6 protein-coding genes are annotated in these 7,191 nt (G+C 72.0%); all 6 read left to right on the top strand.

Features of this window, described 5'->3' with window-relative positions:
• Positions 1–33 precede the first annotated feature (33 nt).
• Positions 34–519 (top strand): MaoC family dehydratase, encoded by a 486-nt coding sequence (locus tag AC2W7A_RS07390; RefSeq protein WP_485990793.1) that lies wholly within the window; start codon positions 34–36, stop codon positions 517–519.
• 96 nt (positions 520–615) lie between these two features.
• A complete protein-coding gene (locus tag AC2W7A_RS07395; protein WP_485990788.1) occupies positions 616–1,470 on the top strand; it encodes an HpcH/HpaI aldolase/citrate lyase family protein in 855 nt (284 codons plus the stop codon).
• 235 nt (positions 1,471–1,705) lie between these two features.
• Positions 1,706–2,080, top strand: a complete 375-nt coding sequence (locus AC2W7A_RS07400; RefSeq protein ID WP_485990789.1) for a DUF485 domain-containing protein — start codon at positions 1,706–1,708, stop codon at positions 2,078–2,080.
• Complete coding sequence (locus AC2W7A_RS07405) at positions 2,077–3,693, top strand: solute symporter family protein (RefSeq protein ID WP_485990790.1); 1,617 nt, start codon at positions 2,077–2,079, stop codon at positions 3,691–3,693. Before AC2W7A_RS07400 ends, AC2W7A_RS07405 begins: the two co-directional genes overlap by 4 nt.
• Positions 3,694–3,968: 275 nt before the next feature.
• Positions 3,969–5,732 (top strand): formate--tetrahydrofolate ligase, encoded by a 1,764-nt coding sequence (locus AC2W7A_RS07410; protein WP_485990791.1) that lies wholly within the window; start codon positions 3,969–3,971, stop codon positions 5,730–5,732.
• A gap of 247 nt (positions 5,733–5,979) precedes the next feature.
• Positions 5,980–7,191 (top strand): acyltransferase family protein (locus AC2W7A_RS07415; protein ID WP_485990792.1); only part of this gene is annotated, 1,212 nt, incomplete at its 3' end.

Below are 7,191 nucleotides of genomic sequence, written 5' to 3' on the forward strand. Positions count from 1 at the left end.
CCGCCGGCGCCCGGCGGGGAGCCGCAGCCCGAGGTGATCGAGCAGCGCGGCCGCTACGCGGACGAGCTGGCGGTCGGCCAGGTGTACCTGCACCGGCCGGGGCGCACGCTCACGGAGGCGGACAACGTCCTGTTCACCACGCTGACCATGAACCCGCAGGCGCTGCACCTGGACCATGCGTTCGCGCAGGCGCAGCCGTTCGGCCGGCCGCTGATGAACTCGATGCTGACGCTGTCCACGCTGATCGGCCTGTCCGTGGGCCAGACGACGCAGGGCACCCTGGTGGCCCAGCTGGGGTTGGGGGAGATCTCCTTCCCGCACCCGGTGTTCCACGGGGACACGCTCTACGCCCGGTCCACGGTGACCGCGATCCGGGAGTCCTCCTCCCGTCCCGGCCAGCGGATCGTGACCTTCGACCTGGAGGGAACGAACCAGGAGGGCAAGGTCGTGGCCAGGGCCCAGCGCACCTGCCTGATGTGGACCGAGCAGGCGCACCGCGCCGCGAAGTCCGAGGACTGAACGCCGTGGGGACGCCGCCCGGGGATCGGGCGGCGTCCCTGCCGCGCCAGGCGAACCAGACCGCGAAGGATCCTGACCGCGAAGGAGCAGACTCCCATGACCGAGACCGCAGCGAAGGCCTGCCCCCTGGGGCCGGCCGTCATGTTCACCCCGGCGGACCGCCCCGAGCGGTACGCCAAGGCCCTGGACCGTGCGGACGCCGTGATCCTGGACCTCGAGGACGCCGTCACCGCCGCGGACCGGCCGGCCGCCCGTGAGGCCGTGGCGGCCGCGTGGGCCGAGCGCGAGTCCCGCGGGATCGACGCGGCCCGCGTGGTGGTCCGTGTGAACCCGGCGGACGCCGAGGACCATGCCGCGGACCTGGCCATGCTGCAGGAGACCGGCTGGCGCACCCTCATGCTCGCCAAGGCCGAGTCCGCCGCCCAGGTGGACGGCCTGGTGGCGGCGCTGGGGGAGGACACCCGCGTGGTGGCGCTCTGCGAGACCGCCAAGGGCGTGCTCGCCGCCGCGGAGCTGGCCGCGCACCCGCACGTGACCGCCCTGATGTGGGGTGCCGAGGACCTCGTCGCCTCCATGGGCGGCACCTCCTCCCGCACGGCGGACGGGGCGTACCGCGCCACCGTGGCCCACGCACGCTCCACTGTGCTGCTGGCCGCCGCCGCACACGGGGCCGCGGCCTGGGACGCCGTGTACCTGGACCTCAAGGACCCGGAGGGCCTGGCCGCCGAGGTGGAGGACGCCGTGGCCCTCGGCTGTCGCGCCACCGTCTGCCTGCACCCGAACCAGGTGGCGGTGGTCCGTGAGGGGTACCGCCCCACGGACGAGCAGGTCGCCCGGGCCGAGGCGATCCTCTCCGAGGCGCAGCACCACCCGGGTGCCTTCGCGTTCGAGGGCGGGATGGTGGACGAGGTCGTCCTCGCCCAGGCGCGCATCACCCTCTCGCGCCGCTGACCCGAGCCCGACCGCGGGCCGCCCGACAGTGCCGGGCGGCCCGCCGTCGTCGTGCGTGCGGGCCGCGGGGCGGTGCTCGAGGCGACCGCCAGGCCTGCCCGGCCGACTGTGGGACGCGTCACAGAAGCGTCACATCTCCGTGGCGCCTTGACCGGCGGGCGACATGGATCCAGCATGGGGCGTGATCCGCATCACATGATGCGGACACTCGCACATCCCCATGAGGAGGACGTCCATGTCCGCACCCGACACGATGGGGCCGGCCCCCACGCCGGCCCAGTTCCGTGCCGCACAGACCTCCGAGGAGTTCGGCGACCTGCGGCGCACGCACCGCAGCTTCGTCTGGCCTATGACCGTGGCCTTTCTGGTCTGGTACATCCTCTTCGTGGTCCTCGGCGCCTTCTTCCACGACGTCATGTCCATCCGCCTGATGGGCAACATCAACCTGGGACTCGTTCTCGGACTGCTCCAGTTCGTCACCACGTTCGCCATCACCGCGGCCTACGTGCAGTTCGCCAACAAGAAGCTGGACCCGCGCGCCACCGCGCTGCGCGAGCGGCTCGAGGCCGAGGCCGGCCACGGCCGCCACGGTGAGGAGGAGATCCGATGAGCACCGCCCTGCCCCTGCTCGCCGGCGCCACCGTCGGCACCCCGTGGGTGAACATGCTGATCTTCGGCATCTTCGTCGCCGCCACCATGGTGATCGTCCTGCGGGCGTCCAAGAACACCGCCACCGCCGCGGACTACTACGCTGGCGGCCGTGCCTTCACCGGCACCCAGAACGGCACCGCGATCGCCGGCGACTACCTGTCCGCCGCGTCCTTCCTGGGCATCGTGGGTGCCATCGCCCTCTACGGCTACGACGGATTCCTCTACTCGATCGGCTTCCTCGTCGCCTGGCTGGTCGCCCTGCTGCTGGTGGCCGAGCCGCTGCGCAACACCGGCAAGTTCACGATGGCCGACGTGCTGTCCTTCCGCCTGCGCCAGCGCCCCGTGCGCATCGCAGCGTCCCTGAACACCCTGGCCGTCTGCCTGTTCTACCTGCTGGCCCAGATGGCCGGCGCGGGCGCGCTGGTCTCCCTGCTGCTCGGCATCGACTCGAAGCTCGGCCAGTCGCTCGTGATCGTGATCGTGGGCGCCATCATGATCCTCTACGTGCTGGTCGGCGGCATGAAGGGCACCACCTGGGTGCAGATCATCAAGGCGATCCTGCTGGTCACCTCCGTGATCATCATGACCGTGTGGGTGATGGTCATGTTCGGCTTCAACCTCTCCGCCCTGCTGGGCGGCGCCGTGGAGGCCCACGGCGGCAACGAGGCCATCCTCGACCCGGGCCTGCAGTACGGCGCGTCCACCATGTCCCAGCTGGACTTCGTCTCCCTGGGCCTGGCCCTGGTGCTCGGCACCGCCGGCCTGCCGCACGTGCTGATGCGCTTCTACACGGTCCCCACCGCCAAGGAGGCCCGCAAGTCCGTGGTGTGGGCGATCGTCCTGATCGGCCTGTTCTACCTGTGCACCCTGGTGCTCGGCTACGGCGCGGCCGCCATGATCGGTCCGGAGCGGATCCAGGAGGCACCGGGCGGCCAGAACTCCGCGGCGCCGCTGCTGGCGTTCGAGCTCGGCGGCTCGCTGCTGCTGGGCATCGTCTCGGCCGTGGCCTTCGCGACCATCCTCGCGGTGGTCGCCGGCCTGACCATCACCGCCGCGGCCTCCTTCGCGCATGACATCTACTCCTCGGTCCTGGCCAAGGAGAAGGTGTCCCCGGAGAAGGAGGTGAAGGTTGCCCGCCGCACCGTGCTGGTGATCGGCGTCCTGGCGATCCTCGGCGGCATCGGCGCCCAGGGCCAGAACGTCGCGTTCCTGGTGGCGCTCGCGTTCGCGGTGGCAGCCTCGGCGAACCTGCCGACCATCGTGTACTCCCTGTTCTGGAAGGGGTTCACCACCCGTGGCGCCCTGTGGTCCATGTACGGCGGCCTGGTCACCGCCCTGGTGCTGATCGCCCTGTCCCCGGTGATGTCCGGCGCGGAGACCTCGATGATCCCGACCGCGGACTTCGCGATCTTCCCGCTGAAGAACCCGGGCATCGTCTCCATCCCGCTGGCGTTCTTCCTCGGCTGGCTCGGCTCCGTCACGGAGAAGCGCCTCGAGGACCCGGACAAGCAGGCCGAGATGGAGGTGCGCTCGCTCACCGGCGTCGGCGCCGAGAAGGCGGTCGACCACTGATCGGCTGAGCAGGGCCCACGCCCGTCACGACCCGCGGGGTCGGACCGTCACGGTCCGGCCCGCGGGCGTATCCGGGAAGCTCTCGGCGACGTCACGGGATGCTCCCGGAGCCGTCCCGGGACCCTGTCCGGGGCGGTCCGTAGGATGGCGGGGTGAGCAACGCCGACCTCTCCGCCCCCGCCCCGTCCGCCGCGCCCGTCCCCTCCGGCGACGACGGCCCGCCCCCGCCGCCTGCCGCCCGCCCTGGGTGCGTGGACCGGTGGAAGAATGGGGGCATGAACGATGCGCAGATCGCCGCCGTCCACACGCCCGCCCCGATCGCCGAGATCGCCGCCCGCGCGGGGATCGACGAGGACCTGCTCATCCCGTACGGCCGCCATATGGCGAAGGTGGACGTCCACGCGATCGACGCGCCGCGCCAGGGGCGCGTGGTCCTGGTGACCGGCATCAGCCCCACCCCCGCCGGCGAGGGCAAGACCACCGTGACCGTGGGTCTGGTGGACGGCCTGAACCTGGTGGCGCAGGAGGAGGACTCCCCGGCGTCGATCGCCGGGCGCACCGCCATGGCCGCGCTGCGCGAGCCCTCCCTGGGCCCGGTGTTCGGCATCAAGGGCGGCGCCACCGGCGGCGGCTACTCCCAGGTGGTCCCCATGGAGGCCGTCAACCTGCACTTCACCGGCGACTTCCACGCGCTCACCAGCGCCCACAACCTGCTCTGCGCGCTCGTGGACAACCACATCCAACAGGGCAACGAGCTGGGCATCGACCCGCGCACCACCACCCTCAAGCGCGCCCTGGACATGAACGACCGCACCCTCCGGGACGTGGTCACCGGCCTCGGCGGCCGCACCCAGGGCGTGCCCCGCGAGGGCGGCTTCGAGATCACCGTGGCCACCGAGACCATGGCCGTCTTCTGCCTGGCCCGGGACCTGATGGACCTCAAGGAGCGGCTGGGGAACATCACCGTGGGCTCCACGTACTCCGGTGAGCCGGTGACCGCCTCCCAGATCGGCCCGCACGGCGCCCAGGGCGCCATGGCGGTGCTGCTCAGGGACGCGATCGCCCCGAACCTCGTGCAGACCCTCGGCGGCACGCCGGTGCTCGTCCACGGCGGCCCGTTCGCGAACATCGCCCACGGCGCGAACTCCGTGATCGCCACCCGCACCGCCCAGCGCCTGGCGGACGTGGTGGTCACGGAGGCCGGCTTCGGCGCGGACCTCGGCGGCCAGAAGTTCATGGACATCACCTCCGTGGCCGGAGGGTTCCCGCCGGCCGCCGTGGTTGTGATCGCCACCGTCCGCGCCCTGAAGCTGCAGTCCGGCATGGCGCTGGCTGACGTGAAGGCCGGCGTGGCGAAGGTCGCCGAGCGCGACGGCCGGGACGAGCAGGAGGTCCAGGACGCCCACCTGGCCGCCCTGCGCACCGGCGTGGACAACCTGGCCCGCCACGTGGAGAACATGCAGGCCTACGGAGCCCCCGTGGTGGTGGCCGTGAACCGCTTCGCCGAAGACACGGACGCCGAGCTCGCCTGGCTCGAGCAGTGGTGCCGCGAGCAGGACCTCGCCTGCGCCGTGGCGGACGTGTGGGGCTCCGGCGGCGAGGGCGCCCGTGAGCTCGCCCGCTCCGTGGCCCGCGCCCTGCCGGCCCCCGGCGACGACGCCCCGGTGCTCACCGGACTGTGGACCGAGGGCATGACCGTCCAGGAGCGCATCCAGGCCGTGGTGCAGAAGACCTACCGCGGAGCGAAGGCGTCGTTCACCGCGGCCGCGAAGCGCCAGCTCGCCGAGATCTCCCGCCGCGGGCTGGACCACCTGCCGGTCTGCATGGCCAAGACCCAGTACTCGTTCTCGGACGACCCCACCGCGCTGAACGCCCCGGAGGGCTTCACCATCACCGTCCGCGAGGTGACGGCCAAGACGGGGGCGGGGTTCGTCGTCGCCCTCACCGGTGCCGTGATGACCATGCCGGGTCTGCCGAAGTCCCCGGCCGCAGACCGCATGGACGTGGACGATGCGGGGAACATCACGGGACTGTTCTGAGCGGACTCCCAGGAACGCGCTGAACCGCGGATCGCGGCGGGTCAGACCCCTTCCACCGCGTGCCCGCCGCGCGGCGAGACCTATTCGCAACCTGAGCGGCTGTGTCGCAGGTGGCGAAACCTGGGAGGAAGGTTCAGGCTAGAGGACTGTGTCGAGTCCTCATACCGCTTCCCCAGCGAGGACGCACGGCGCCCCGGCCACCCCTGCCAGCGGGAAGGGCACCCCTGCCCCCCGCCCAGGCACCCGTGTGAGCAAGGGCCCCGGTCGCGTCCCGGCCCTGGACGGCCTGCGCGGCATCGCCGTGCTCTCCGTCCTGGCCTTCCATGCCTGGCCTGCCCTGTTCCCGGGCGGGTTCGTGGGCGTGGACATGTTCTTCGTGCTGTCCGGATTCCTGATCACCGTCGGCCTGGTCCGGCAGATCGACTCCGGCCACGGTGTGAACCTCGGCTCGTTCTGGATGCGCCGCATCCGCCGCCTGGTCCCCGCGCTCATCCTCGCCCTCGTGGGCTCGACCGCCCTGGCCTGGCTCGCCGTCTCCGAGTTCCCCGCCGGACTGCGGCGCGAATGGCTCGGCGCGCTCACGTACACCAGCAACTGGCTGATGATCGTGGACGGAAACGACTACTTCAACGCCGCCACCCCGCCCCTGTTCGAGCACCTCTGGTCCCTGGCCATCGAGGAGCAGTTCTACGTGGTGTGGCCCCTGCTGATCCTCGGCATCCTGCTGGTCTGCTGGCCCAGGAGGGGCACCGCCCGGTCGGCACGCGGTGCCGACGCCGCGCGCATGGCGATCGTGCTGGCCCTGGCGATCGCCTCCGCCGTGGGCATGGCCGTCGGCCAGCTCTCCGGGGCTCCGCAGACACGCATGTACTTCGGCACGGACACGCACGCCTTCGGCCTGCTGTTCGGTGCCACCGTGGCGCTGGCGCTGACCCATGTGGCCCGCCCGGAGCAGGGCGGCCGCGAGCCGTCCACCGGCGCGTTCCGCACCGTCCTCGCGTGGGCCGGCCTGGCCGTGCTGACCGTGGCCTTCTTCGTGGTGGACGGCACCGCCGCCTACACCTACCTGGGCGTGCTGGCGGCACTGTCCGCCCTCGTGGCCCTGCTGGTCCTGCACGTGGTCCAGGGCCATCGCCGCGACTCGTTCTCCCGCGCCCTGTCCGGGGACTTCCTCGGCTGGTGGGGCCGCCGCTCCTACGGCGCCTACCTGTGGCACTGGCCGCTGCTGGTGATCATGCGGATCCTCGTCCCGGTGGACGCCCCCGAGTGGATCGAGCCCCTGGCCGCCGGCCTGGTCATCATCCTCACCGCGCTGATCGCCGAGGCCTCCGCCCGGATCGTGGAGGAGCCGATCCTCCATCACGGCTTCCGCGCCACCTTCCGCTCCTGGGGCGAGGGCATCAAGGCCGCGTGGACCGGCTCCGGCGTGCGCGCCCGGGGGGCCGCGGCCGAGCGGGCC

This window comes from Micrococcus sp. LASM2_SD2 (genome assembly GCF_057364565.1).